This window comes from Enterobacter sp. BNK-18 (assembly GCF_047456135.1).
GTDB lineage: Bacteria > Pseudomonadota > Gammaproteobacteria > Enterobacterales > Enterobacteriaceae > Enterobacter > Enterobacter ludwigii.
Genome location: NZ_CP179899.1, coordinates 1,673,127 through 1,699,001, shown reverse-complemented (window position 1 = coordinate 1,699,001; position 25,875 = coordinate 1,673,127). Strand labels below are relative to the sequence as shown.

29 protein-coding genes and 1 other annotated feature are annotated in these 25,875 nt (G+C 54.2%); of the genes, 9 read left to right on the top strand and 20 right to left on the bottom strand.

The genetic code is table 11. The features are described 5' to 3' along the window. The first annotated feature begins 74 nt into the window (after positions 1-74). Together ACMGG3_RS08100 and ACMGG3_RS08095 are read left to right on the top strand one after the other, a co-directional pair. Positions 75-554, top strand: coding sequence for a MarR family winged helix-turn-helix transcriptional regulator (locus tag ACMGG3_RS08100; RefSeq protein WP_025203961.1), 480 nt, complete (start codon positions 75-77; stop codon positions 552-554). 127 nt (positions 555-681) lie between these two features. Then, positions 682-1,335: a DsbA family protein gene (locus ACMGG3_RS08095; protein WP_414149768.1), complete on the top strand. Its 654-nt coding sequence runs from the start codon at positions 682-684 to the stop codon at positions 1,333-1,335. 77 nt (positions 1,336-1,412) lie between these two features. On the opposite strand, the gene ACMGG3_RS08090 is transcribed toward ACMGG3_RS08095, so the two are convergent. Further along, positions 1,413-2,018: a transporter gene (locus ACMGG3_RS08090; protein ID WP_113656296.1), complete on the bottom strand. Its 606-nt coding sequence runs from the start codon at positions 2,016-2,018 to the stop codon at positions 1,413-1,415. A 589-nt stretch (positions 2,019-2,607) separates the two neighbouring features. Here ACMGG3_RS08090 and cspA point away from each other — a divergent pair. Next, positions 2,608-2,820, top strand: a complete 213-nt coding sequence (gene cspA, locus ACMGG3_RS08085) for an RNA chaperone/antiterminator CspA (RefSeq protein ID WP_014170400.1) — start codon at positions 2,608-2,610, stop codon at positions 2,818-2,820. 166 nt (positions 2,821-2,986) lie between these two features. Here cspA and ACMGG3_RS08080 read toward each other — a convergent pair whose 3' ends face one another. The 3 genes from ACMGG3_RS08080 to ACMGG3_RS08070 all read right to left on the bottom strand — a co-directional run bounded on the left by ACMGG3_RS08080 (position 2,987) and on the right by ACMGG3_RS08070 (position 6,335). Continuing rightward, complete coding sequence (locus ACMGG3_RS08080) at positions 2,987-4,243, bottom strand: mechanosensitive ion channel family protein (RefSeq protein WP_014170399.1); 1,257 nt, start codon at positions 4,241-4,243, stop codon at positions 2,987-2,989. Between the two features lie 314 nt (positions 4,244-4,557). Further along, entirely contained in the window at positions 4,558-5,427 is an 870-nt protein-coding gene (locus ACMGG3_RS08075) for an aldo/keto reductase (protein ID WP_014170398.1), read from the bottom strand. 143 nt (positions 5,428-5,570) lie between these two features. After that, positions 5,571-6,335, bottom strand: coding sequence for an SDR family NAD(P)-dependent oxidoreductase (locus ACMGG3_RS08070; RefSeq protein ID WP_014170397.1), 765 nt, complete (start codon positions 6,333-6,335; stop codon positions 5,571-5,573). 266 nt (positions 6,336-6,601) lie between these two features. Between ACMGG3_RS08070 and ACMGG3_RS08065 the strand changes: the two genes are divergently transcribed. Then, positions 6,602-7,501, top strand: coding sequence for a LysR family transcriptional regulator (locus ACMGG3_RS08065; protein WP_032680878.1), 900 nt, complete (start codon positions 6,602-6,604; stop codon positions 7,499-7,501). A gap of 75 nt (positions 7,502-7,576) precedes the next feature. On the opposite strand, the gene ACMGG3_RS08060 is transcribed toward ACMGG3_RS08065, so the two are convergent. From ACMGG3_RS08060 to ACMGG3_RS08025, 8 genes are all read right to left on the bottom strand, one after another. Continuing rightward, entirely contained in the window at positions 7,577-8,368 is a 792-nt protein-coding gene (locus ACMGG3_RS08060; protein ID WP_414149767.1) for a carboxymuconolactone decarboxylase family protein, read from the bottom strand. After that, a complete protein-coding gene (locus ACMGG3_RS08055) occupies positions 8,368-8,865 on the bottom strand; it encodes a cupin domain-containing protein (RefSeq protein ID WP_309950131.1) in 498 nt (165 codons plus the stop codon). Before ACMGG3_RS08055 ends, ACMGG3_RS08060 begins: the two co-directional genes overlap by 1 nt. 109 nt (positions 8,866-8,974) lie before the next feature. Then, entirely contained in the window at positions 8,975-9,331 is a 357-nt protein-coding gene (locus ACMGG3_RS08050; RefSeq protein ID WP_050736893.1) for a cyclophilin-like fold protein, read from the bottom strand. Positions 9,332-9,504: 173 nt separating this feature from the next. Continuing rightward, complete coding sequence (locus ACMGG3_RS08045; RefSeq protein WP_309950133.1) at positions 9,505-10,608, bottom strand: flavin monoamine oxidase family protein; 1,104 nt, start codon at positions 10,606-10,608, stop codon at positions 9,505-9,507. Continuing rightward, on the bottom strand, positions 10,605-11,288 hold the full coding sequence (locus tag ACMGG3_RS08040) for a cupin domain-containing protein (RefSeq protein ID WP_080456927.1): 684 nt from the start codon (positions 11,286-11,288) through the stop codon (positions 10,605-10,607). The genes ACMGG3_RS08045 and ACMGG3_RS08040 overlap by 4 nt, the downstream gene beginning before the upstream one ends. A gap of 43 nt (positions 11,289-11,331) precedes the next feature. After that, entirely contained in the window at positions 11,332-11,676 is a 345-nt protein-coding gene (locus ACMGG3_RS08035; RefSeq protein WP_014170390.1) for a carboxymuconolactone decarboxylase family protein, read from the bottom strand. 38 nt (positions 11,677-11,714) lie between these two features. Next, positions 11,715-11,996, bottom strand: coding sequence for a hypothetical protein (locus tag ACMGG3_RS08030; RefSeq protein WP_309950136.1), 282 nt, complete (start codon positions 11,994-11,996; stop codon positions 11,715-11,717). A 216-nt stretch (positions 11,997-12,212) separates the two neighbouring features. After that, on the bottom strand, positions 12,213-13,127 hold the full coding sequence (locus ACMGG3_RS08025; protein ID WP_414149766.1) for a LysR substrate-binding domain-containing protein: 915 nt from the start codon (positions 13,125-13,127) through the stop codon (positions 12,213-12,215). A 176-nt stretch (positions 13,128-13,303) separates the two neighbouring features. Between ACMGG3_RS08025 and ACMGG3_RS08020 the strand changes: the two genes are divergently transcribed. Together ACMGG3_RS08020 and ACMGG3_RS08015 are read left to right on the top strand one after the other, a co-directional pair. Beyond that, positions 13,304-14,080 carry an SDR family NAD(P)-dependent oxidoreductase gene (locus ACMGG3_RS08020; protein WP_044858489.1) on the top strand — a complete coding sequence of 259 codons (777 nt, stop codon included), beginning with the start codon at positions 13,304-13,306 and terminating at the stop codon, positions 14,078-14,080. Positions 14,081-14,126: 46 nt separating this feature from the next. Then, the gene (locus ACMGG3_RS08015) at positions 14,127-15,134 is read left to right on the top strand and encodes a zinc-binding dehydrogenase (protein ID WP_020882430.1); all 1,008 of its coding nucleotides are present in this window, start codon (positions 14,127-14,129) and stop codon (positions 15,132-15,134) included. Between the two features lie 43 nt (positions 15,135-15,177). On the opposite strand, the gene trpA is transcribed toward ACMGG3_RS08015, so the two are convergent. The 6 genes from trpA to trpL form a co-directional block, all read right to left on the bottom strand. After that, positions 15,178-15,987 carry a tryptophan synthase subunit alpha gene (trpA, locus tag ACMGG3_RS08010; RefSeq protein WP_047955704.1) on the bottom strand — a complete coding sequence of 270 codons (810 nt, stop codon included), beginning with the start codon at positions 15,985-15,987 and terminating at the stop codon, positions 15,178-15,180. Then, on the bottom strand, positions 15,987-17,180 hold the full coding sequence (trpB, locus tag ACMGG3_RS08005; protein WP_020882431.1) for a tryptophan synthase subunit beta: 1,194 nt from the start codon (positions 17,178-17,180) through the stop codon (positions 15,987-15,989). Before trpB ends, trpA begins: the two co-directional genes overlap by 1 nt. Before the next feature lie 10 nt (positions 17,181-17,190). After that, the gene (gene trpCF, locus ACMGG3_RS08000) at positions 17,191-18,549 is read right to left on the bottom strand and encodes a bifunctional indole-3-glycerol-phosphate synthase TrpC/phosphoribosylanthranilate isomerase TrpF (protein WP_414149765.1); all 1,359 of its coding nucleotides are present in this window, start codon (positions 18,547-18,549) and stop codon (positions 17,191-17,193) included. A 3-nt stretch (positions 18,550-18,552) separates the two neighbouring features. Then, positions 18,553-20,148 (bottom strand): bifunctional anthranilate synthase glutamate amidotransferase component TrpG/anthranilate phosphoribosyltransferase TrpD, encoded by a 1,596-nt coding sequence (trpD, locus tag ACMGG3_RS07995; protein ID WP_014170382.1) that lies wholly within the window; start codon positions 20,146-20,148, stop codon positions 18,553-18,555. After that, complete coding sequence (locus tag ACMGG3_RS07990; RefSeq protein ID WP_025203978.1) at positions 20,148-21,710, bottom strand: anthranilate synthase component 1; 1,563 nt, start codon at positions 21,708-21,710, stop codon at positions 20,148-20,150. The genes trpD and ACMGG3_RS07990 overlap by 1 nt, the downstream gene beginning before the upstream one ends. A 25-nt stretch (positions 21,711-21,735) precedes the next feature. After that, positions 21,736-21,830, bottom strand: a sequence feature (Trp leader region). Next, entirely contained in the window at positions 21,807-21,851 is a 45-nt protein-coding gene (trpL, locus tag ACMGG3_RS07985) for a trp operon leader peptide (RefSeq protein WP_106993556.1), read from the bottom strand. (Overlaps the previous feature by 24 nt.) A gap of 127 nt (positions 21,852-21,978) precedes the next feature. Between trpL and rnm the strand changes: the two genes are divergently transcribed. The 3 genes from rnm (at position 21,979) to rluB (ending at position 24,461) form a co-directional block, all read left to right on the top strand. Next, positions 21,979-22,872 (top strand): RNase RNM, encoded by an 894-nt coding sequence (gene rnm / locus ACMGG3_RS07980; protein ID WP_106504174.1) that lies wholly within the window; start codon positions 21,979-21,981, stop codon positions 22,870-22,872. After that, on the top strand, positions 22,869-23,489 hold the full coding sequence (locus ACMGG3_RS07975) for an L-threonylcarbamoyladenylate synthase (protein WP_044866586.1): 621 nt from the start codon (positions 22,869-22,871) through the stop codon (positions 23,487-23,489). Before rnm ends, ACMGG3_RS07975 begins: the two co-directional genes overlap by 4 nt. 96 nt (positions 23,490-23,585) lie before the next feature. After that, positions 23,586-24,461 (top strand): 23S rRNA pseudouridine(2605) synthase RluB, encoded by an 876-nt coding sequence (rluB, locus tag ACMGG3_RS07970; RefSeq protein WP_008502809.1) that lies wholly within the window; start codon positions 23,586-23,588, stop codon positions 24,459-24,461. Positions 24,462-24,496: 35 nt separating this feature from the next. Here rluB and cobO read toward each other — a convergent pair whose 3' ends face one another. Both cobO and ACMGG3_RS07960 read right to left on the bottom strand, forming a co-directional pair. Next, entirely contained in the window at positions 24,497-25,087 is a 591-nt protein-coding gene (gene cobO / locus ACMGG3_RS07965) for a cob(I)yrinic acid a,c-diamide adenosyltransferase (RefSeq protein ID WP_020882435.1), read from the bottom strand. Continuing rightward, the gene (locus tag ACMGG3_RS07960) at positions 25,084-25,845 is read right to left on the bottom strand and encodes a YciK family oxidoreductase (RefSeq protein ID WP_020882436.1); all 762 of its coding nucleotides are present in this window, start codon (positions 25,843-25,845) and stop codon (positions 25,084-25,086) included. Before ACMGG3_RS07960 ends, cobO begins: the two co-directional genes overlap by 4 nt. Positions 25,846-25,875 lie beyond the last annotated feature (30 nt).

Here is a 25,875-nt window from a genome sequence, read left to right as displayed (position 1 = left end):
GCAGCCCTTTTTGCCTTTGTCAATCGCTTGCAATTAAATCGTATGCAAATTATTTTAGGGGGACTGGAGGACATATGACTAAACACACTACTTCCGAGGATTCCCTGCCCGATGTGCACGGTATGCTCTGTTTCTCTCTTTACTCAGCGGGACATGCTTTTACCCAGCTCTATCGTCCCATGCTCGATAAGCTTGGCCTGACCTATCCCCAGTATCTGGTGATGGTCACCTTGTGGAATCAGGATGGGCGAACAGTGAAGGAACTGAGTGGAATTCTTTTTCTTGAGTCCAGCACGCTGACCCCTTTACTGAAGCGGCTGGAGACTGCGGGGTTGATCACCCGGACACGCAATCCGAAGGATGAGCGCGAAGTGCTTATCCACCTAACGGAGAAGGGTGAGGCGCTGAAAAGCGAGACCAGCACTATCACGCGCTGTATTGTGGATACCCTTGGGATGGACGCCGACATCATTGCTGACATCAAAGCATCAGTTGATAAGATCCGTGACAAGATCCACCGTGCGCAAAAACCGGACGCCGATGACCTATCCTGATTGAGAGGCGGGCAGGGACATTCTGTCCATTCGTCCGCTCCATGAAACACTGAATTTACTGGAGGGCTGTTTTTCGCATTGAGGAATCTCATTATGATGAGTGCTGATGCTTACCAGGGGATACCGCATGCGCATTGACAATCTACAGTATTTTTTTGACCCACTTTGCGGCTGGTGCTATGCCAGCTCGCCTGCCCTGAACTACCTGGCGCAACATTACAGCGAAAAACTCACGTTAATGCCCAGTGGTCTATTTTGTGATGAGGGAGCCAGGGACATCACCCCCCAATGGGCAGAATATGCGTGGACAAACGATCAGCGGATTGCTTCGCTGACCGGCCAGCCATTCAGTGAGCGTTATCACCAGCTCCTGAACTCAGGTGCGCGCTTTGATTCTACGTTTATGAACCGGGCACTCACGGCTTTCCATGAAATCAGCCCGGCGGCAGAAGCAGGGCTGCTTCGTGCACTGCAACATGCCCGCTATGTACTGGGGCGTGATACCGCGCAAAGTAACGTAGTGGAAGAGATCGGCATTGCCTGGGCTCGGGAAAATCACCTTGACCTTAACGACTTTGTCGGGCGGCTTGATGCCGATGACGGGCTTCGCAGCCTGACAGACGACAGGATCGCTGACGTAAAGCGTCTTATGAATCAAAAAGGTTTCAGAGGGGTTCCACTGCTGTTGGTTACGGTTGACAGCACTGAGCACATTATTAGCGGCCACGATCTTTACGGCGGAGCAAAAAGCATCAGCGAGGCGCTGGCAAAGCTTGCATAGCCAACATCGAGGTTTCCGGTTTTACACCCCGGTGCTTCGTTTACCAGTAGTGTTTATCCCTCCTCCGAATACCAGAATCATTTCTGGTGGGGGAGCGACCGGAAAGAGCAGTAGTACCCTACAGATGCTATAAGGCAGAGCATATACCCGAATGACTCGCTGCCTTCCTCCACGACATTTTTGACCACCCTGACGTAGCTTTGATCAAGTATTGCGTACCATAATCCGTGCATTCCAAACAGCCGGGAGAAGACCAGGACTGCCAACAGACCACTGAGCATCACGCCGTACCACGGGGTACGGGTATAGTTTGCCAGTTGCGTAAGGGTAAGACGATAATGGATAACGGGATAAAGCAAAGCGCAAACGGCGGAAAGCAGTGCAAACCATACCCAGCTTCCGTGAGCCAGAAGATCGAAAAATGCATCCAGTTCTCGAATCAGCATGGAGAGGAAAAAGCCGCCAATCAGGATGTTGCAATAGCGCATGAATGCCCATTTCTTCGCCAGCAGGAAGTGTATAAATACGATGCCCCCTAAAACTGTTTCCTGCACAATTTCGGTCAGCGATATCTCCGGTATATCCAGATTAAATAAATAGATATCCGCCCACAGGCAAAGCACGGGCACAGTGCAGGCTGCTGACGCGAAGAGAAAGAAGAAAAAGCTTTTGAGCACAGACATTAACACCACCACTTTCATTCAAAACACCTATGATAAGTGGCTTCGAACGAAAATCTATTTCACTTTGTGCGCTATAGGCATGAATTTTAAGCATTTTGAGCTACTTAGCGCGGGCGCATTAGCTTTCCACCTCAGACTTCAGCCTTGCATCAGAAATCCAGGTGGAAAGTCGCCTGCGCGATGTAATCCCATGCCAGACGAGATCAGCCTCTGGTTGAGCAGTCACGCGCATACGATGACCCATCGTCAGACGGGTATCCACCCTCAAAAGGGGCGGTATGCTTTAGCTAAACAGGGCGTGAATACGCTGTTCCAGCGCCTTAATTTCCATAGCCATTCAGCCGTCCGGGTGTTTAAGTGGTTATAATAAAAAATAAAAACTTTGCTTAAAATATTTTTCTGTGCCTAAATAGCGTCATCGGTTTGGAATACAGACCTTATTAAAGCAGTTTAGTAAAGCAGTCCTCAGTTCAGGTGTTATCAATAGATACTCTTCTTCGTGAGCCTCCTCCTAAGTGCCAAATAAGTTACTCTCTAAATACAGGCCATCATCGCCGCGCTTAGTGGCTCAAAAAATAAGGAATTATCTATGTCTAATAAAATGACTGGTTTAGTAAAATGGTTTAACTCTGATAAAGGTTTTGGCTTTATCACTCCTGACGACGGCAGCAAAGATGTATTCGTACACTTCTCTGCTATTCAGAGCGACAGCTACAAATCTCTTGATGAAGGCCAGAAAGTGTCCTTCACCATTGAAAATGGCGCTAAAGGCCCAGCAGCGGGTAACGTTTCTCCGCTGTAAGTCGCGCACATTGTCGGTGAGCCTTACGATAGCGATGAAGACGCGAGTCTGAGCAGTTAAGCTTCACCGATAATAAAAAAACCCGCCGAGTGCGGGTTTTTTTATGGCTTCAGGATGGTGATAGGCTGTCTATTATTCCGTTTTACCGGCCTGTTTTCAAAAAAGCTTAACCTTCACCCGGAGGTGGGGTGCGGTCCCGAAGGCTGTGTTCCTGTGATAAACGCCAGAAATCATGTCCTGCCGGATACTGATATAAGCGGAGCGAGAATTGACCGGCGACAGCGGTGATGTATTCAAATATCGCTGACTGAGTATTTTCATACTCCATCCACAGTACGGAAGAGGTAAAGCAATAAATTTCCAGGGGAATACCCGACGGCGTAGGCTTCAGCGTTCTCACCACAATATACATATCTTTGATAATATCAGGCCGATCGGCGAGCCAGGCCATCAGGTAGTGCCGAAAGAGCGTTAAATTTGTCAGGCCATTATCCATAAACCAACTGTCCGGTACGCCCAGGGGATCACGCCCGTCGATGAGTTTTGCCAGCGGTTCATTCGTGCCGCGCAGGGCCAGCATCGGGGCCAGCGTTTCCTGCGTGAGAAATGTAACGGAGTGCTGATCGATCGTGGTGCTGCGCATAATCCGGCGCGCGCCTGACGAAAACATGGCCTGCCAGTTGGTATACGTTTCGGTCAGAAAGTTTTTGGTCGGGATACGCGAGATCGTGTTATCCCAGTTACGGATAGTAATGGTGTGCAGCGCAATGTCGGTCACTTCGCCACTCAGGTTTTTATCGGGCATTTCAATCCAGTCCCCCAACTGCAGGACGTCATTTGACGAAAGCTGGATATTGGCAACGAGCGAAAGCAGGGTATGCTGAAAGACTAACATCAGCACGGCCGCCACGGCCCCGAGGCTGGAAATAATAATCGCGGGGGATTTATTCGACATGACGGCAAGGATCATGATCGCGGCAATGACGTGAATAAATATTTTCCCTATCTGGATATAGCCTTTGATAGAGTGATTTTTACGCTTCGTCTTGCGTAAATATGAGCTGTTGACAATATCCAACATCTCATTGAAGAAAACCGATAGAAAAATAAAGAATAAAATCCCACAAATGGTATTTATTGCCGTCACCAGCGATGCAGGCATATTGGGCATAAACTGCAGGACGTAATAAACGATAATAACCGGAATGAAATTCGACAGCTTTTCGGCTATGCGACGATCTTTTTCCAGCGGGACATCCTGTTTATGGCTGGCAAAGAAGACCTTACGAACGATTTTTATGAGCAGGAATTTGCACATCAGGTGCGCAAAGAAACCTGAGATGACCAACAGAATAAGATTAAATCCAATGGACAGAGCCGGATTGCTTTCTATAAATGTTAATAAATAATCCAAGTACACCATCGCTTATCGCCTGAATAAGTATGCCATTTTGTATTAACCTTATTCAAAAGATAAATACAAAGATTTAACCAAATCATATAATGGCATATCCGGTACAGACAAGTCCACGACCTGAATCCTAAGTCGCACAGACCTATTTTGTTACGGTCGGTAACTTTATTTCCAGAACCGTTCCAGGCAATAAAAGCAGACGATGCCCACCTTCAGCATTTGGATCGCTAAAACATATATTCTCTCCCTGTTCGGTACCGAAGCAGGGAGAGGGGCGTTACATTCTCTGCAGAAGTGGAAGAGGGTGGCACGCCGCGTCGCGCTTAGTCGTGGATTTTTACACCCAGACACCCGCGAACAAACTCAGGGTTAAAGTGTTTAACCGCATCGCCAACATAGCCTAAGTCGAGCGAACTGATTTGCGCCATTTCGGCATCGCTCAGGGAGAAATCCCAGATAGCCAGGTTCTCCTCAATCCGGTTCTGATGCGTAGATTTAGGAATGACGGTAACGCCACGTTGCACATTCCAGCGCAGAATGATCTGAGCGATGGTTTTTTGATGCGCTTCGGCAATCCCCTTGAGCATTTCATTTTCGTACGGTTTGTGCCTTCCGCCGCCAAGTGGTGCCCAGGCTTCTGGCTGAACGTTGTAATATTTCATGGTCTCAAGCGCGTCAGATTGCGCAAAGTAAGGGTGTAATTCCACCTGATTTACCATGGGCTTAATTCTGACCGTTTCACAGAAGTTGGTGAGCACGTGGGCGTAGAAATTAGACACGCCAATCGCTTTTAGCTTTCCGGCATCATACGCATCTTCCAAAGCCCGCCACGCGCTGAAATAATCGCGCATTGCCTGATGCAATAAGTAGAGATCGAAATAGTCTAATCCCGATTTTTTTAACGAGGCCTCAATACCGGCTTTGGCGGTCTCGTAGCTTGCCATGTCCTGCACCCACAGCTTAGAGGTAATAAATAACTCCTCGCGGGTACACAGACCTTCAGCGATGGCTTCACGAACGGCATCGCCCACGGCGTCTTCATTGCCGTACACTGCTGCGGTATCAATGAGGCGATAGCCTGTACGAATGGCGCTCAGCACTGACTGTTTACATTCTTCTTTATCGGTGACCTGAAAAACACCAAAACCCGCCATCGGCATTCTGAGGTTGTTGCTTAATACTGTATATTCCACTGAAGAGTCCCTCCACCCTGTATAGACACCATTCAAAAGTATAAACAGAACCACGACGAACCCGTGGTAATCGTCTTTATTCTTTCAAATCGCTGAATACGCTGGTCTACACCCTGTCGGGAATAAACCAGAATGACATCTGATTACTGAACCGTATAACCGCCATCAATTGCCAGAGCCTGTCCGGTGACGAAGCTGGCATCGGAACTGCACAACCATAAGACGGCGCGCGCGATCTCTTCGGGCTCGCCCAGGCGACCAATTGGCTGCAGCTTCATGAGCTCGGCCATTGCGTCAGGCTCGCTGTTCAGCATATTTTCGACCATTGGCGTGCGGATAATGCCGGGACAAACGGCGTTGATCTGTATTCCACGCGCGGCATATTCCAGTGCTGCGCTTTTGGTCAGCCCGAGGACGCCATGCTTTGTCGCATGATAAACGCCGCGCCCGGCAATGCCGACCAGCCCGCCCAGAGACGAACAGTTAACGATAGCGCCACTTTTCTGACGGCGCATTTGTTGCAGCTCATATTTCATGCAGTTCCAGATACCCCGCAGGTTAATCGCGTTGACGCGATCAAACTCTTCGCCGCTGGCATCTGCGGTTTCTGCAATGGGGCTCTGAATACCGGCGTTGTTATAGGCGGCGTCGAGCTGACCAAACGCCTGTACTGCATTCTCGATCATGCGTCTGACCTGCTCTTCGTCAGTCACGTCGCAGACGACGGGTTTAACGGTATACCCTTCGGCCAGTAGCGCATCCGCTTCGCGAGATAACGCATCCTCGCGAATATCTGCCATCACCACCGTTGCGCCAGATTCGCAAAATGCCCTGACGGTCGCGAGCCCCATACCGGAAGCCGCGCCGGTGACCAGCGCCACCTTGCCACTAAAATCATACTTAACCATTTGATACCTCTTATCGTGGAATCACGTGCAATGAAGACGTCTCACGTTGTGTAAAAGTATTCTGCGGGAAATGTGATGTTGTTAAAACTGACTAAATCAAAATGCAGTAATGAGGAATTTTCATAAATTAGATAGACTGTTTCTCGTACAGCGCAGGCGGCCGTCATTTATAATGAACGCCATACCGCCAGAACGCTTTTCGTCTGAAGAGACAGTGTATTGGGATGAATCAGCCACCCCTTTTTTCCGGATATCAGAGGCCCAGATTGGCACGAGAAAATCTTAATGACTTAATGGCTTTTATTGCCGTTGCGCGCGAAAAAAGCTTCACCAAAGCTGCGGCCCAATTAGGCGTATCGCAGTCAGCCCTGAGCCATACTATGCGTACCCTCGAATCTCGGCTGGGGATGAAACTGCTGACTCGCACCACGCGCAGTATTGCGTTAACCGATATTGGTCAGTCCATGCTGGATGACCTGGGGCCTTACATCGATGGTATTCAGGGTCGTTTGCAGTCCTTGAAAGATCTCAACAGCAAACCCGCGGGTACGGTGCGCATATCAACGTCAGATTATGCTATCGGGTCTGTTATCTGGCCGAAGCTAGAACCGCTGCTTAAAGAATATCCTGACATTAGTCTGGAGCTGATTGATGACTATGCCTTGACGGATATTGTTTCCGGGCGGTTTGATGCAGGAACCCGTCTGGGGGAACAGATCTCCAACGGCATGATTTCCGTGCGTATTGGCCCGGATGTCCGTTTTGCCGTGGTCGGCTCACCTGATTATTTTTCCCACAATCCTCAGCCGCAGCACCCTAACGATCTGATTGATTACAACTGCATCAACCTGCGGTTTCCTACGCATGGCAATTTATACGTCTGGGAATTTGAAAAAGAGGGTAAAAGCCTGAACGTGAAAGTCACTGGCCAGCTGGTCTTTAGCCGGATCTATCAGTGCCTTCAGGCTGCAGTGGAAGGGTACGGCCTGGCGCATGTTCCGCGTGATATCGCAGAAAAGCATATCGCCCGTGGGGAGCTTATTAGCGTGCTCGACGACTGGTGCCCCTACTGGGATGGCTATTATATTTACTATCCCGAGAACCGAAATCTTTCGAAAGCATTCCAGCTGGTGGTCGACGCGCTACGCCATTACAAACATCCCTGAAGAGAGACGTTTGTCAGCAACGCAAAGCCAGGCCCCTCATCCGGTGCCTGGCGTTTACAGTTGCGTGGCTAAATGTCAGGCATTATCCCTGCCGGCAAACACCTCTTTAAAGACCGGCATCGCCGAGAAAATATTGGGCCAGCCCGCAACAAAGGCCAGTTGCGTCAGGACTTCGGACGCCTGGGTCCGGGTTAAACCATTGTCCATGGCGCGGTTGAGATGGTAAGGAACCTGGGCCACCTGGCCGGCAGTGACCAACGCGCTGACCGTGATCAGACTTCTGTCCCGTGGCGCCAGTCCGGGCCTGAGCCACAGGTTCTGGAATAGCGCGTCGGTCGTGTATTTCACTACGCCCGGCGAGACCTTGCCAAAGTTTGATTCAACCAGCGTGGCACGCTTGTTTTCCGACTCTTCATCCAGCGGCAGGAAATTCACCTTTCCGCCTGGCAAGGAAGCGGTATCGATATGGCGTTGAGCAAACAGCTGACGCGTGATCAGCGCCGCAGAGGTGGCGTTCGGCCAGCCGGCGTAAAAAGCCAGGTGGGTGATTGTCTCTGAGATTTCCGCAGGTTTTACGCCGCTGTCCAGCGCCACGTTGAGGTAGTGGGGAAGTTCCGCCGTATCATTGCGGCTGATCAGCGCTGCAACCGTCACCAGGCTTCGATCGCGTCGCGACAGTTCCGGGCGATTCCAGAGATCTTTTTCAATAAACTGTTCTGAATAGGCAGCCATTGCTGGCGCGACCTGGGTTACAGCGTCCCGTGAGTCTTCCGGTTTCATTGTCGAACTCCTGTTTTGAGTAGTCTGGGAGACACATCCGTTAATCAATAAGAGTGAAACGATAAGCAGGGCGGTTCTGTTCAGCATTAATGCCCTCCCGCCTGCAGGTACTGCGCATCGCTGACTTTTTCAAGCCAGTTCACGTTTTGCCCCTGCTCATTCGATTCCTGAATGGCCATATGCACCATCGTGGTTTTATCCGTTGCGCCGTGCCAGTGTTTAACCCCTGGTGGGCATTGAATGACATCCCCGGCGTGCACGGTTTTTCGCTCCTGCCCCCACTCCTGCACCCAGCCCGTCCCGGACGTGACCACCAGTGTTTGCCCAAGCGGATGGGTATGCCAGTCGGAACGTGCGCCGGGCACGAAGGTGACATACGCGGCGCCTGCTCTTTGCGGGGCGACAGGTGAGAAGAGGGGGTCAATGTAAGCACGTCCGGTAAAGTGGTCAGCGGGTTCGGCAATCGTCGCGCGACTGCCCGTTTCAGACACGGTCATTTGAGTTGAAGGGGTGGTTTCGCTGTGTGCGGACATACCTGCAAATACCAATAGTGATGCTGCTACAGAGGTGAAACGGATCATCATACTCTCCTGTTGTGAATGAAACGGCAAACCCGGTACCGGGAAAAAGAGAAGGGGATAAATGTGTTGTGATGAGATTTGCCGGCTGTGCCGGAAATACATATTCGGGCGGCTACTTATCCGTCAGTAGCTCAAATCGGGCATTATATTCAGCAGGTGATACGGGCAAGGCATCCGGTTCGTCTAATTGCCCCAGCGTAATTAATCCCGACGCATATCCGTGTGCTTTATAGAAAATCGCCAGATTTCCCCACGGGGCATATAGCGTGATATCACCCTTAGCGGCCGCGGTACCCGCAGGTGCGCCGGCCGTGGACAGGTGGCGAGGAAGATCGCCGATTTTCTCTTCCCCGGCATAATCTTTCAGCTGCAGCGTAAGGGGCAACAGTGCGATAAAGTCACGACTGGTTTGGCTGCTATTCAACGTTGCGGTCAGCGTCTTGTCGTTCAGTATAATTTTTATCTTCATCGGGTTTTCCTGTATGAGTTCGTTGCGCCAGCCGGCAATCGTCTGCAGTCATTGGCAACTATTCTTAACAGAAATAAACCGCGTGTTAATAGGCGTTATCAGAATAGAAAAATGAATAAATTTCATTAATCCGGTCCGGGAAGCAAAATGTTTGTTATCGGCAGATACAGGCCTCAGGGTCTGGCAACGTGGCGTAACCAGTGCCCAACGCCTTCAGCAGCAGCGTCAATTGCGCCGGCCAGATAACCCGAAAATTGCGGTGACCATTCGCTGGCAATCCCGGTTAATTTATCAGCCCATTCTTCCTGCGCCGGAATCTGTTGCGGCTGTGCGTGCCCGACGTCCTGCTGCAGGTCAAATTCTGTCGTCGTAAACGGATCGGCGGCCCAGTCTTTTATCCACTCGGCTTCAGGCTCTGCCGCGTCTTCTCCGAAGAGTCGCACCAGTTGCTCCCGGCACAGTCGCTTGAGTTCGGCCTCGCTCACCGTCCATCGCGATTTTGCCGGTACGCCAATAAAACCAAAGATAGCCGTTTTGCTGGTATCGGGCTCTGACACATCGTGAATTTCAACCATCGGACCCACACGGCTGCTTACGTCGCCGGAGAGATACTGTGACTGCAAAAAGTCGGCCTGGTACAGGGCGACATATTTTGCGTGAGGCGCCATCCAGGTTGGCGTTTTACGCCAGTGTGAAAGTATCTGCTCCGGCAATGCCGGCTCGAACGTCATTTTTGCTGCCAGCGCGGGAGGCAGGGCGAGGAAAACGTGTTCACCGGTGAAAAGTGAGCCTTCGCCCGTTTCGGACTGCGTCGCGACCTGCATACCCTCGCCGAGACGGGAAATAGAAACCACCTGATGGTCTGACTTAATCTTCTGCGCCGGGATCTGGCGTGTTAATGCGCTCGTCAGCGTCTGCATTCCACCCTGAAGCCTGAACGACTCCGGTGATGTCACATAGGCAGGATAACGTTGCGCAGGGGACGTCGTCTGGCGTTCATAAAGCATATCCCCCGGTCGCCCCTGAGGGAGAGGCGTTAATCCAAGTTGATGAACCAGGTGTGCGAAGTCAGGCTGAATTTCCGGCCAGAACCAGGTCGCACCCATGTCCACATGAACCCCATCAGGCGTGTTTGCTAACGCCTGACCTGAAAGTACGCGACCGCCGGTTCTTTTCCTCGCTTCCAGTATCACGTAATCCACTCCCGCTTTTTCAAGCAGTGTGCCCGCATACAGGCCGCTGACACCCGCACCAATGATAATAACGCTGCCTTTCATGGTATCGCTCCGGTCAGTGTGGTCGGGCTGAGATGTCCCGTTTTAAGATAAAAAAGTGCCCCAGAGGCGGCGGCCGTCAGCGCCGGCAAATCGCCTTCAGGAAATCTGAGCCAGCTTCCTTTCAGGTAACGACCTTCCGGTGCGCTGATTTCACCTTCGAGAAGCAGGAGCTCGGCTCCTCCGGCGAGCGGAGCGCAGAAGAGTCGTTCACCCGGTGCGATCCTCTGAAGCTGGGTGGTTTCCGCTACGCTTGCGAACAGGGGACAAAGGAGTCTGTGCGGCTGGCCGTGCCAGCGACTCGCCTCGTTGGTATTGATCCTGACCGGTTCCTGTTCTTCTGAGGCGAACTGGCGCAGCTTAACGAAAAGGGTGGTGCCGTCACGACTGGACGGTCGATGCGACGAGCCGTCCGGGCTGCGCAGATACCAGCCAGCCGGATAATCGGTTCCGTTTTCCGTAAAGGTACCGCTCAGCACCAGAATCTCTTCTCCGCCGGGGTGGGTGTGCTCAGGAAAAACAGAATCAGGGGCATACCTGACAAGGCTGGTTGCGCGGGCCTGCTCGCGGCCAATGCGATCAAGCATGACGCGATCCACACCGGGCTGCGGGGAGGGCACCCAGCGGTAGTCATCAGGAGTAATGATGGCTCGCTGTGAAAAATCAGAATTCAGTAACATCATAGTCAGTCATTAAACGGCACCGCAGGCGGTGCCGTATACAGGTTTATTTTGTTGGCAGGTTGTCAAAAACATCCAGAGCCCGGGCGGTGTAGGTTAACGCAGCACCGGCGTTCAGACTGATGGCAACGGAAAGCGCTTCAGCTATCTCTTCACGCGTTGCGCCTTTCTTAACCGCAGCTTCCACATGTACCGCCAGGCAACCATCACAGCGAGTGGTAACGGCAACAGCCAGCGCAATCAGTTCGTGGGTCTTGGGATCAAGGTGCTGATTTTCAGAAGCCCCTTTATCCATCTGCTGTAAGCCTTTCATAAATTCAGGCTGCAGTCTGGCAAATTTCCCGACGGTGGCCAGCAGGCTGGTGCGATATTCATTCCAGTTTAAAAACATTCATAGCTCCGGTACGTGTAGGTTTCAGAAAATGCCCGTTACAGGACGTCGTAAATGCGGATTTCAGGCGCGCTGTTCAGATACGGTTTCAGTGCTTCAACGACGTCCTGGGTGAAAAGCGGACTGCTGAGATACGCCTGTGCCTGGGACACGGTTTTAAATCCGTGCAGGACCTGCACGTCCTCGTCACGAACAAGCAGTTCTTTAGAGGTGGCACCGTCGATGGTGGTCAGGAACGGGGTTTTGTATTGCTGGTAGACCCCGACGGCTGCCGCACGGTTTTCATTACTGATATCAAGGCTGATTTGCAGATAAGCCATCGTTCTCTCCTTCGCTCAGGGTTAAGGCAAGGCGGCCGGATAAGGTACCGGTCTGCTTTACCGTTCGTTGAGGGCGATTATGAGAAAGCCGGTTATCTTCAACAAATCAGTTAATCTTGCGTTGCAGAAAAGAAAAACTATGTCGGACGTCTGAAGAGAGAAGCATCATGCCGGTACGCGATGACCCTTGCCGCATGATGCTTAAAAAAGGGGGAGTTATGGATTGTCAGAGACCACGTCATGAAGAAGCCAGTCGTGAAATATTTTTACTTCTTCACGCATGGCGGTGTGCTGCGGGGTCACCAGGTAGTAAGACCATGTTAACGGCCAGCGATGGTCTGGGTGCAATTGAACCAGTTGCCCGGTTTCAATCAGCTGTTTCACCAGCGCGTGACGCACAATCGCCACCCCCCGGCCGCTCAGGGCCGAGAGAATAACCGCGGAGGTGGAGTTAATATGCAGCCTGCTTTCCAGCGCGCCAGGGGCATTGACGGTACGGAGAACGTCGTCCCATGAGGGAAAATTCGCGCCCGGGTGCGGCGTGTCATCGTGGATCAGCTTCTGCGTGGCGAGCCAGTCACCACAGGCAATTTTCTCCGGAGGCACCAGGCGGGGGCTACAGACCAGCACCGCCTCTTCATCCATCAGCCAGGTTTTATTCACGCCGGGCCAGTCTCCCTGTCCGCAGCGAATGCCGATATCCGCCTCGCCGTGCGATACGTCCATCAGCTTTTCCGTGACGTTAAGCCGCAGATCGATTGTGTCATGCGTTTCTGAGAAGCGGTTAAGACTCTCCATCAGCCAGTTCATCATCAATACCTGAGAGGCGGTGACGACCACGACAGAACGTGCGCGACGTCCGCGCAGTTTGTTTAACCCGCTTTCCAGCTTGTCCAGGCCCTGCGTAATGTCCTGCAGCGCATCCTGAGCCTCATCCACCAGCGTCAGGCGCTCCTTACCCGACCGCGTACGGCGAAGCAGCGGGTGGCCTACCCAGTCTTCGAGCGAACGAACAAGCTGGCCTACTGCGGCAGGCGTCACGCCAAGCTCTTGCGCTGCACCGGTAAAGCTGCCGTGACGGGCGGTCGCTTCAAAAGCATGTAGCCATTTAAGTCTGTTCAGGGAACGCATTGCAGGTACTCCGATTTATTCTTTCTTTCAGTATACCTGAGCGAAGAAGATTTTCTTTCCTGTGTCGCAATTTCTTCTCAGTCGTCAACCCTGATGCAGGGTGGCATTCTGGATGCACACGATGAGGAGCGAGGCTTTTCATCAATGACAACCAAATGTTCTAAAAGAGGTTAGCGATGAACGCATCTTTTGCCGGTAAAAAGCTGTTAGTGGTCGGTGGTACAAGCGGTATGGGCTTCGAAACGGCGAAGCGGGTTCTGAAAAACGGTGGCAGCGTGGTGCTGGTGGGGAACCGCAAGGACAAAGCGGAGCAGGCTCGTCAGGCGCTGGCGGTCGACGGGCCGGTATCCATCATCGTGGCTGACCTGATGAAAGAAGAGGGTATGCAGCACGTGATGAATACCATCAATGCTGAACACAAAGACATCAGCCTGCTGGTCAATGCCGCTGGCGTGTTCTTCCCGAAACCGTTTACTGAACATGAAGCGTCAGATTACGACATGTACATGAGCATCAACCGCGCGACCTTCTTCATCACCCGTGATGTGGTGCGCAATATGGTTGATGCCGGTATTAAAGGCTCCATCGTCAATATCGGCTCTATGTGGGCACAGCAGGCCATCGGGGCCACGCCGTCTTCCGCATATTCCATGGCGAAAGCCGGCCTGCATGCATGGACCAAAAACCTGGCTATTGAGCTGGGCGGGAAAGGCATTCGCGTCAATGCCGTGTCTCCGGCCGTTGTTCACACGCCAATTTATGAAGGCTTCATCCCGAAAGACGATGTAAAAGAGGTGATGAACAGCTTCGACAGCTTCCATCCGATTGGCCGCGTGGGTACGCCGGGCGATGTGGCTGAAACGGTTGCCTTCCTGCTTTCTGACAAGACAGGCTGGGTCACCGGCGCAATCTGGGACATTGACGGCGGCGTCATGGCTGGCCGTAACGCATAATACACCGCTCATCACAGGTGATACCGTGAATAAAACTTTTCTTGCTATGCAGGTTTCCTCGCCGGGCGTGCTTGAAATGGTCGTCAGACCGTTGCCCGAGCCGGGGCCCGAGGACGTACTGATCAAAATTGAGGTATGCGGCGTTTGTGGTGCCGATCTTCAGGATGCGGAGAAGGTACCGGAAGCGGGGCAGCCCGGGCGCATTCCGGGCCATGAAATTGTGGGCCACATTACCCGGAAAGGAGATGCAGTTCCCGGGATCTGGCACACCGGTCAGCGCGTGGGCGTCGGGCGTCTTGGGGGATATTGCCAGCATTGCCCGCCTTGCCGTAACGGGCTTTTTCACCTGTGTGAAAATCAGCTAACGCCGGGGCTGAGCTGTGACGGAGGTTACGCCGAGTATGTTGTTATCCGCCATACCGCGCTGATTGCCATTCCTTCAGCGCTCACTTCTGTTCACGCGGCCCCGATCTTGTGCGCCGGTACGGCAACCTTTAACGCGTTGCGTCAATCCGGTGCCAGCGCGGGAGACAGGGTGGCTATTCTCGGTATTGGTGGCTTAGGCCATATGGCGATTCAGTACGCCCGTAGGATGGGGTTTGAGGTTATCGTGATTGCGCGCGGCAGTGAAAAGGCGCATGACGCTTTACAGCTGGGCGCCCATCACTATATCGATGCGCAGACGGAAAACGCGGCGGAACGGCTGAGAGCGGAAGGCGGTGTCGAGATTATTGTGGCCACTGCCCCGGATGCAGACGCGGTTTCAGCGTTATTGCCAGCCCTGGCCCCCAGAGGAAAAGCGATCCTGTTGGGTGCCGGACGCACACCGTTGCAGGTCATGCCGGGTATGATGATTGGCGCGGAACGCACCCTGACAGGTTCATTTGTCAGCACCCCGTCGCAAACCGAACGCGCGCTGCGTTTCAGCCACCTCTTTCAGACGCTGCCAGTCACAGAGCTGATGCCCTTTGAACAGGCAAATGAGGCGCTCGACAGGTTACGGCAGGGAAAGGCGCGCTACCGGATAGTGCTTACGATGAACCCGGATAACTGATCGGCAGAAACACCGTCTGGCGGGGAGCCAGACGGTGGAGAGGTTACGCTTTACGCGTTGCCGCTTTCATTGCGCTCACAAACGTTTTCAGCTCAGCCAGCATTTGCTCTGGCTTGTCCACGTTCTTCTCAATGATTTTAACGATAGCGGAGCCTGAAATTGCACCGGCTGCGTTAGCGTCAATTGCCGCCGTGACCTGATCGGGAGATGAAATCCCAAAGCCCTGCAGCGGAGGAGCCGCGTGGTATTCAGCCAGCTTCTCGACCAGATGATGCAGAGGCAGCGCCGCTTTGTTCTCCGCGCCAGTTACACCCGCACGGGAGAGCAGGTAGGTATACCCGCGACCATAAGAGGCAATCTGGCGCAGCAGTTCATCATCGGCGTTTGGCGGGCAGATGAAGATAGGTGCCACGTTATGGCGCATCGCCGCCTGGCGGAACGGCGCAGATTCTTCAACCGGTACGTCTGCCACCAGCACCGAGTCAACGCCCACGCGCGCGCATTCTGCATAAAAGATATCAATACCGCGACTGAAGACCAGGTTGGCATACATCAACAGGCCAATCGGAATGGTCGGGTGCTTCTGGCGGATAGCGGCCAGCATCTCAAAACATTGCCCCGGGGTGACACCGGCCGCGAATGCCCGCAGCGTTGCGTTCTGGATAGTCGGGCCATCGGCCAGAGGATCGGAAAACGGAATACCCAGCTCCAGCGCGTCGGCACCGGCCTCAATCAGGGTGTCGATAATTTTCAGCGACTGCTCAGGACCCGGATCACCCAGCGTCACGAAGGGAACGAACGCGCCTTCCTGGCGAGATTTCAGTGCTGCAAATGCGTTATCGTAGCGTTCCATCAGATTTCCCCTCGTGCTTTCAAAATATCGTGAACGGTGAAGATGTCTTTATCACCGCGACCGGAAAGGTTAACCACCAGCAATTGCTCTTTTTCCGGGTTCTCTTTCATCATTTTCAGCGCATGCGCCAGGGCGTGAGAGGACTCCAGGGCAGGAATGATCCCTTCGTGGCGACAGAGCGTTTTAAACGCCTCCAGGGCTTCGTCATCGGTAATGGAAACGTAGTCTGCACGACCGGTGCTGTTCAGGAAGGCGTGCTGAGGCCCAACGGAAGGGAAATCCAGGCCTGCCGAGATAGAGTATGACTCTTCAATCTGGCCGTCATCGGTCTGCATCATCGGTGCTTTCATACCGAAGTAGATCCCCACGCGACCATGTTTCAACGGTGCGCCGTGCTCACCGGTTTCAATTCCGTGGCCTGCAGGTTCAACGCCAATCAGCCCGACGCTGGTTTCGTCGATGAAATCAGCGAACATGCCGATAGCGTTAGAGCCACCGCCAACGCAGGCGATCACCGCATCCGGCAGACGCCCCTCTTTTTCCAGGATCTGCGCTTTGGTCTCTTCGCCAATCATGCGCTGGAATTCACGCACAATCGTCGGGAACGGGTGCGGGCCTGCAGCGGTGCCAAGCATATAGTGCGCGGTTTCATAGCTGCCAGACCAGTCGCGCAGCGCTTCGTTACACGCATCCTTCAGCGTCGCGGAACCACTGTGCACCGGGATCACTTCAGCGCCCATCAGACGCATACGGAATACGTTAGGTGACTGGCGCTCAACGTCTTTTGCGCCCATGTAAATGCGGCATTTCAGACCGAGAAGGGCGCTGGCAAGGGCTGATGCCACCCCGTGCTGGCCTGCGCCAGTTTCAGCGATGATTTCGGTTTTACCCATCCGTTTTGCAAGCAGCGCCTGACCCAACACCTGGTTGGTTTTATGCGCGCCGCCGTGCAGCAAATCTTCACGCTTAAGATACAGCGTAGTTTTGGTGCCTTCGGTCAGGTTACGGCATTTCGTCAGGGCCGTTGGACGGCCAGCGTAGTTTTTCAGCAGGTCGGTAAACTCAGCCTGAAACGCCGGATCTTTCTGCGCGCTCACGAACGCTTCTTCCAGCTGGCGCAGGGCGGGCATCAGGATTTGCGGGACGTACATCCCGCCGAACTCACCAAAATAGGGGTTTAGTAATGTCGTCATCTTCTCTTCCTTAATATGCACGCAGAGTTTTAAATACCGAGGCCAGCTTACTGGCATCTTTGATGCCCGGTTGCGACTCTACGCCTGAATTGAAATCGAGGCCCGCGCAGCCCGCTTTGGCGGCTTCCACGCAGTTATCCGGGCTAAGTCCACCCGCCAGCAAAACATTGTCCAGCACTTCGCCGTGCAACAGGGACCAGTCAAAACGCTGTCCCGTGCCGCCCTGGCCATTATCGAGTACGTATTTATCAACATGATTCAGGTTACGCTCAGGCAACCTGTTGCCCACGCTCTGCGCTTTCCAGATTTGCACCTGAGGTGCCAGTGCGCTGCGCAGGGCATCGATATAGGCCTGATCTTCGTTGCCATGAAGCTGCACCGCATGCAGAGATAACGCTTCGGCTTTTGCTACCACGTCGGCGATATCCGCGTTGCGAAAGACCCCCACATAGCTGAGTGGCGCTGCCGTCATCACCTGACGCGCCTGCGCTTCGGTCACCACGCGAGGGGAGGAGGCGACAAAAATCAGCCCGCCGTAAATCGCACCGGCTTCATACGCGGCCAGGGCATCCTCTTCACGGGTCAAGCCGCACACTTTGTTTTCACCCAACAGTACGCGGCGCACCGCGGCATTGAGATCGTCATGTTCCATCATTGCTGAACCAATCAGGAAACCGTTGGCGAAATGGCTCAGCTCGCGGACCTGTGCGTAGCTGTTAATACCGGATTCACTGATCACGGTGACGCCAGAGCCCAGACGCGGCGCCAGCTGGCGCGTGCGGTTCAGGTCAATCGACAGGTCACGCAGATCGCGGTTGTTGATGCCGACCACTTTGGCTTTCAGCGCAATGGCGCGTTCCAGCTCCTCTTCGTTGCTCACTTCGGTCAGCACGCCCATATTCAGACTGTGCGCAACCGCAGCGAGCTGGCGATACTGTTCGTCATCCAGCACTGAGAGCATCAGCAGGCAGGCATCGGCCTGGTAAAAGCGTGCCAGCCAGATCTGATACGGGTCGATAATAAAGTCTTTGCACAGGATCGGTTGTGGCGCGATCCCGCTGACAACAGGCAGGAAATCGAAGCTGCCCTGGAAATACTTCTCATCCGTCAGCACGGAGATGGCTGACGCATGATGTTTGTAGATACCGGCAATTCGCGCCGGATCGAAATCGTCACGGATAACGCCTTTCGACGGGGACGCTTTTTTGCACTCAAGAATAAACGCGGTGCGTGCGCCCTGCAGAGCATCATAGAAACGACGGCTGCTCGGGACAACGTCATTCTGGAAGCTGGCCAGCGGCTGCTGTGCTTTACGTGCTTCCACCCAGATGGCCTTATCGGCAACGATTTTCGCTAAAACGGTCTGCATTCTTTACCCTCTTGCCGCAAGTGCGGTAACGCGATCGTAAGCTGCACCTGAGCGCAGTACGTTCAGAACTTTTTGTGCGTTGGCTTTGAGGTCTTCCTCGCCGTGCAAACGCATCAGCATCGCGACGTTGGCAGCGACGGCGGCCTCGTGGGCGACCTCACCTTTACCTTGTAATAAGCGCGTCAGAATGTCACGGTTTTCTTCAGGCGTGCCGCCCGCCAGCGCTTCCTGATGGTAAGGCGTTAAACCAAAGTCGCTCGCCTCCAGCTGATAGCTCAGGATTTCACCGTCGCGAAGTTCGGCCACCAGCGTTGGCGCATGCAGCGACACTTCATCCATTCCCCCACTGTGAACCACCGCGGCACGTTGATAACCCAGCACGCGCAGGGTCTCTGCAATCGGCAGAACCAGCTCCGGACTGTAGACGCCAATCAGCGCCAGCGGTGGATGGGCCGGGTTGATCAGCGGGCCGAGCACGTTAAACAGCGTGCGGGTTTTAAGCTGCTGGCGAACCGGCATCGCATGGCGGAAACCGGTGTGATATTTCGGCGCAAACAGGAAGCAGACGCCCAGGTCGTCCAGGGCTTCACGCGAACGTTCGGCGTTCATCTCGAGATTGATGCCGAATGCGGCCAGCAGGTCCGACGATCCCGACCGGCTGGAGACGCTGCGGTTACCGTGCTTCGCCACTTTCAAACCACAGGCAGCCGCCACGAAGGCGCTGGCGGTGGAGATATTGATGCTGTTGCTGCCGTCACCACCGGTACCGACGATATCCGCAAACATGTAGTCCGGGCGCGGGAACGGGGCGGCATTTTCCAGCAGCGCCGTTGCCGCACCGGCAATTTCCTGCGGGCTTTCACCGCGAACTTTCATGCTCACCAGCGCGGCCGCCAGTTGTTCAGGCTTCAGTTCACCGCGAACCACGGCGGAGAAGAGCTGGTGGCTCTCCTGCTGGCTCAGGGTCTGTGCCTGATACAATTTTTCCAGAACAGGTTGCAGGGTGTTGGTCTGTTCCAGTTTCTGCAGCGCCCAGTCCAGGGTCTGTTCCAGCAGACGCGCGCCGTGAGAGGTGAGGATTGACTCCGGATGGAACTGCATCCCACAGACACGATCGGTATCGTGACGTACGGCCATCACCATGCCTTCGAACGAGGCGTTAATGGTCAGGCCTGCCGGGATGTTGCTGCCGACCAGCGAGTGGTAGCGCGCCACCGGCAGCGGATTCGGCAGCCCGGCAAACATCGCCTGACCGTCATGTTCAATGCTGGAGGCTTTACCGTGCAGGATTTCACCCGCCTGGCCGACGTATCCGCCATAGGCTTCAACAATCGCCTGATGCCCCAGGCAGATGCCGATAATAGGCAACTTGCCGCGCATACGGGTCAGAAGTTCAGGCATACAGCCCGCTTCACTGGGGGCGCCGGGGCCAGGAGAGAGCATCAGCACCGGGTTTTGCATGGTTGCCAGACGCTCAATCAGGGTTTGCGCCGGCACGTGGTTACGATAGATAACGACGTTGTGACCATTCGCACGCAGCTGATCTGCCAGGTTATAGGTAAAGGAGTCGATATTATCGAGCAGCAGAATGTCAGCCATCAGAAAATCTCCTGTGCATGGTGTGCGGTAGCGATGGCGCGCAATACCGCGCGAGCTTTATTGCGCGTTTCGTCAGCTTCAGACTGCGGAACAGAATCAAGAACCACCCCGGCGCCCGCCTGGACGGTGGCAATGCCGTCTTCAACATAGGCAGAGCGGATAACGATGCAGGTATCAAGGTCACCGTGCGCGGTGAAATAACCCACCGCACCGCCATAGCTGCCACGACGACGCCCTTCGGCGGCGGCGATAAGCTGCATCGCACGGACTTTCGGCGCACCGCTCAGGGTGCCCATATTCATGCAGGCGCGATAGGCGTGCAGCACGTCGAGGTCGTTGCGCAGTTCACCCACCACGCGGGAGACCAGGTGCATCACGAAGGAGTAACGGTCGACTTTCGTTAAGTCAGCCACATAGCGGCTGCCGGGAGTACAAATGCGGGCCAGATCGTTACGCGCCAGGTCAACCAGCATCAGGTGCTCGGAGAGTTCTTTGTGGTCGGTGCGCATTTCCAGTTCGATACGGCTGTCGAGATCGCGATCCAGAGAGCCATCGGCGCGACGCCCGCGCGGACGTGTACCGGCAATCGGGTAGATCTCGATCTGGCGGCTGGTGGCGTCGTATTTCAGGGAGCTTTCCGGTGACGCACCAAACAGGGTGAACTCGTTGTCCTGCATAAAGAACATATACGGGCTTGGGTTGCTCTTTTTGAGCACGTCATAGGCCGCCAGCGGCGACGGGCAGGGCAGTGAGAAACGACGGGACGGGACGACCTGGAAAATTTCCCCGGCGCGAATCGCCTTTTGCATCTGACGCACCACGGCACCGTACTGATCGTCGGTCTGGTTAACCTCACAGGTCATCTTCTCTACATGCTGAACCGGCAGTGCGGGTGGCGCTTCGGTCATTTGCTGTTGCAGCTGAGCAATGCGCTGCTCAAGACGTGTTTTCTCGGTCACGGATGGCGTGAACAGGCTCGCCTGAATACGGGTGTATTTTTTCTGATGGTCGATCACCAGCAGGGTTTCGGCCAGGTAGAAGCAGTAGTCAGGGCAGCGGTTGCCCTGTTCGGTTTCCGGCAGGTCTTCGAAACCGGCGACCAGATCGTAAGCAAACAGCCCGCCAAAGAACATTGCTTCGCGTTCATCTTCTGGTACCGAGACCAGGTTTTGCAGCAGGCGGAAGGCATCGAAGACTGACAAAGAACAGAGGCGTGCATCTTCGTCAAGCAGTTGGCTGACCGGCGGGAAATGCAGTACCCGCACTTCCGGGTGACGTTCATTCTCGATGCCCGCTGGCAGGGAAGCGTCCAGCAGTGGCAGCAGCGCGGCACCGTTCTCAGAGAGCGCCTTAATCGTGACAGTGTCACCCAGCGCGGTAATGCGCAATGCGCTGTCGACCAGCAGCAGGCTCTTAAGATCGTCTTTACTGTCAATATCTGCGGATTCCAGCAGCAACGTTGCCGGACGCGCACCGCAGACCTGATGAAACAGCGCGGTTGGGTTGTGGCGATAGACCGCCTCGCAGGTCAGCAATTCGAGGTGTGGTTTGGCTGTTTGCATTATGTTGTTCTCATTTATTCTGTTCAAAAAAAAGCCCGCTTAGTCGCGGGCTGGGTATCTGTTTGCATTTTGCAGACGTGTGACACTGCCCGATAATCAGGATGTGCGCCACCAACCGTGCAGAGTGAAATGTGCTGTCATTTTCAGATACCTTTCTCGTGTGAACTTGCGTACTAGTTAACTAGTTCGATGGCGAGTTGTCAACCCTTGATTTCAGAATTTCGCGCCAAGCCGTTATCATAGGGGTTTCGGATGTCTTTAACCTGCTATGGGAAGTGCTTTGAGCGATACCACCTACGCCGTAATTTATGATTTACACAGCCATACTCAGGCCTCTGATGGCCTGCTGACACCCGAAGCCCTGGTTCATCGCGCCGTTGAAATGCGTGTCGGCACGCTGGCGATAACCGATCACGATACGACAGATGCTATTCCCGCGGCGCGCGCCGAAATTGCCCGCAGCGGACTGGCGCTGAATCTGGTGCCCGGCGTCGAAATTTCGACAGTCTGGGAAAATCACGAAATACACATTGTTGGCCTCAATATCGATATTGAACATCCGGCAATGCGTGCGTTTTTGCAAGAACAAAAATCGCGCCGCAACGAACGCGCCGAAATGATTGGTGAGCGACTGGAAAAAGCGCATATTCCCGGAGCGCTGGAAGGTGCACAGAAACTGGCAAACGGTGGGGCGGTGACGCGCGGCCATTTTGCCCGTTTTCTGGTTGAGGCGGGCAAAGCCACGACGATGGCGGACGTGTTTAAAAAATATCTGGCACGCGGGAAAACCGGTTACGTTCCGCCACAGTGGTGTACAATAGAACAAGCTATTGATGTCATTCATCATTCTGGCGGTAAGGCCGTGCTCGCCCATCCGGGGCGGTATAATCTTTCTGCTAAGTGGCTGAAAAGACTGCTGGCGCACTTTGCCGAATGTGGCGGTGAGGCGATGGAAGTCGCCCAGTGTCAGCAGGCGCCCAATGAGCGTGCGCAGCTCGCAACCTACGCGCGTCAGTTCGGTCTGCTGGGTTCGCAGGGGTCGGATTTCCATCAGCCCTGTGCGTGGATCGAGCTGGGACGCAAGCTCTGGTTGCCCGCAGGCGTTGAGCCCGTCTGGCAGCTGTGGGAACAGCCGCAGAAAATTGAAGAGAGGGAAGTATGAGTCAGTTTTTCTATATTCATCCGGATAACCCGCAGCCACGCTTAATTAATCAGGCCGTGGAGATCGTTCGCAAAGGCGGCGTGATTGTCTACCCGACCGATTCTGGCTATGCGCTGGGCTGTAAAATTGAAGACAAAGGGGCGATGGAGCGCATTTGCCGCATTCGTCAGCTGCCGGACGGCCATAACTTTACCCTGATGTGCCGCGATCTTTCTGAACTGTCGACCTACGCGTATGTCGATAACGTGGCGTTTCGTCTGATCAAAAATAACACGCCGGGCAACTACACCTTTATTCTTAAAGGAACCAAGGAAGTGCCGCGCCGACTGTTACAGGAAAAGCGTAAAACCATCGGGATGCGCGTACCGTCCAACCCGATTGCGCAGGCGCTGCTGGAAACCCTCGGCGAGCCGATGCTTTCGACTTCTTTAATGTTGCCTGGCAACGAGTTCACCGAATCCGATCCCGAAGAGATTAAAGACCGTCTGGAAAAGGTGGTCGAGTTGATTATTCATGGCGGCTACCTTGGTCAGCAGCCAACCACCGTTGTTGACTTAACCGAAGATGCGCCAGAAGTGATTCGTGAAGGCGTGGGTGATGTTAAGCCTTTCTTGTAAGGGTGTAAGCAGATATACTACGCGGCCATCAAAGCAGGGCTGAGCCCTCTTTTGACCTGATTCGACGCCTGTGAAGGCGACACCTGAGGAAGCTCAATGAGCGAGAAGTTACAGAAAGTGCTGGCGCGTGCCGGCCACGGTTCACGCCGTGAAATCGAAGCCATTATTGAAGCGGGTCGCGTGAGTGTGGACGGTAAAATCGCCACGCTGGGTGACCGCGTAGAAATCGTACCGGGATTGAAGATCCGCATCGACGGTCATCTTATCTCCGTGAAAGAGTCCGCTGAGCAGATTTGCCGCGTGCTGGCGTATTACAAGCCAGAAGGCGAGCTGTGTACGCGCAACGACCCTGAAGGTCGCCCGACGGTGTTTGACCGTCTGCCTAAACTGCGCGGCGCTCGCTGGATTGCCGTGGGTCGTCTGGACGTGAATACCTGCGGCCTGCTGCTGTTTACCACTGATGGTGAACTGGCAAACCGTCTGATGCACCCTAGCCGTGAAGTGGAACGCGAATACGCCGTGCGTGTCTTCGGCCAGGTTGATGAGAATAAACTGCGCGATCTGTCACGCGGCGTTCAGCTGGAAGACGGTCCTGCGGCATTTAAAACCATCAAATTTACCGGTGGCGAAGGCATTAACCAGTGGTACAACGTTACCCTGACTGAAGGCCGTAACCGCGAAGTACGTCGTCTTTGGGAAGCGGTAGGTGTGCAGGTGAGCCGTCTGATCCGTGTCCGTTATGGCGACATCCTGCTGCCAAAAGGTCTGCCACGGGGTGGTTATACCGAGCTGGATCTGACACAGACTAACTACCTACGTGAACTGGTCGGCCTGACGCCAGAAACCACCTCTAAAGTGGCGGTGGAAAAAGATCGTCGTCGTATGAAGGCGAATCAGATCCGTCGTGCGGTGAAACGCCATAGCCAGGTGAGCAGCAACCGCCGCTCTGGCAGCCGTAACAACAACGGTTAACATAAAAGCCCGGTGATGATCACCGGGCTTTTTTCTTAGTAATCAATACCGATTTGCGCTTTGATTCCCGCGTCAAACGCGTGTTTGACCGGACGCAGTTCGCTGACGGTATCAGCAAGCTCCAGTATTTCCCGATGACAGCCACGCCCCGTGACGATAACCGTCTGGTGCGCCGGGCGTTGTTGTAACGCCTCCAGTACCGCATCCAGCGGGAGATAGTCGTAGGCCACCATATAGGTTATCTCATCCAGCAGAACCATATTCAGGGCGGGGTCTGCCAGCATTCTTTTGGCGTGCTCCCAGACTGCAAGACAAGCTGCAGTATCGGTTTCCCGGTTCTGCGTATCCCATGTAAAACCTGTCGCCATCACCTGAAATTCAACGCCATGCGGTTCAAGCAGATTACGTTCGCCGTTCGGCCATTCGCCTTTGATGAACTGAATGACGCCCACTTTCTGCCCGTGACCGACAGCACGCGTGGCGGTGCCAAATGCAGCGGTAGTTTTACCTTTGCCGTTACCGGTAAAGACGATAATTATCCCGCGCTCGTCCTGTGCGGCCGCAACGCGCGCATCGACCTGTTCCTTCAGACGCTGCTGGCGTTGTTGATGGCGTTCTTCACTCATTGCGAAATCCCTGGTTTACGGCCCGGCTGGGCATCGAAGGTCATCCCCGTTTTACGTCGGCTGTCGTCGCCCATCAGCCAGAGATAGAGCGGCATAATGTCTGCGGGTGTTTTCAGTTTCTGCGGGTCTTCCGACGGGAAGGCGCTGGCGCGCATTTTGGTGCGCGTTCCACCCGGGTTAATGCAATTTACGCGCAGATGGCGGCTTTGATACTCCTCCGCCAGCACCTGCATCATCCCTTCAGTCGCGAATTTCGAGACGGCATATGCCCCCCAGTTGGCTCGACCTTCGCGGCCTACGCTTGAGGAGGTAAAGACCAGCGAGCCGGACTCGGATTTAAGTAATAAAGGAAGCAATGCCTGCGTCAGGAAAAACGTGCCGTTGACGTTGACCTGCATCACCTGCTGCCAGATATCGGGATCCTGTTCATCCATAGGACGGACTTCTCCCAGCAAACCTGCATTGTGCAGGACACCGTCCAGCCGCGGATAGTGGGCGCTAATACGGTGAGCAAGCTCCTGGCACACCGCTGGCGTGCAGGTGAGTAAATCGAGGGTATACCACGGGGCCGGAATGCCGCCTGCCGCCTCTATTTCCTGCGCGACGCTTTTCAGTTTCTCTTCGTTACGACCAATAAGAATAACGCTCGCGCCATAGTCAGCGTAGGTCAGGGCCGCCTCGCGACCAATTCCGTCGCTGGCACCGGTGACCAGAATGATGCGATTTTGCAGCAGATTTTTTTGCGGTTGATAATGCACGGGGACTCCTCTGGCGCGCAGTGACGCAAT